Origin of the sequence: Paraburkholderia sp. RL17-380-BIE-A, from assembly GCF_046028085.1 — a bacterium.
Classification (GTDB): Bacteria; Pseudomonadota; Gammaproteobacteria; order Burkholderiales; family Burkholderiaceae; genus Paraburkholderia.
This window is the reverse complement of record NZ_JARESQ010000058.1, coordinates 1-491: the sequence shown is the minus strand read 5'-3', so window position 1 is coordinate 491 and position 491 is coordinate 1. Positions and strand designations below refer to the sequence as shown.

The window sequence follows — 491 nt, the reverse complement described above, 5'->3', positions numbered from 1 at the left end:
TGGCGTTGGCGGCTGGCAGGGCGTGCAACATCCCGTCGACTACGAAGGCCAGGGCCTGCCGAAGCTCATCGCCACCGCCTGTATCGAGATGCTGAACGCGTCGAACCTGTCGTTCGCGCTGTGCCCGCTGCTCACGGATGGCGCCATCGAGGCGCTTCTCACGGCGGGCAGCGAAGCGCAAAAGCAGACCTACGTGCCGAAGCTCATTTCCGGCGAATGGACCGGCACGATGAACCTGACCGAGCCGCAGGCCGGCTCCGACCTCGCGCTCGTGCGCACGCGCGCCGAGCCGCAGGGCGACGGTTCGTTCAAACTGTTCGGCACGAAGATTTTCATCACGTGGGGCGAGCACGACATGGCGAAGAACATCGCACATCTCGTGCTGGCGCGCACACCTGACGCACCGGAAGGCGTGAAGGGCATTTCGCTTTTCATCGTGCCGAAGTTTCTCGTCAACGAAGACGGCTCGCTCGGCGAGCGCAACGACGTGT

Annotated in this window: 1 protein-coding gene; it reads left to right on the top strand. The window is 64.2% G+C overall.

Going from position 1 to position 491, the window contains the following annotated elements; genetic code table 11:
• On the top strand, positions 1–491 hold a 491-nt coding region (locus P0D68_RS35515), incomplete at both ends, for an acyl-CoA dehydrogenase family protein (RefSeq protein ID WP_408303742.1).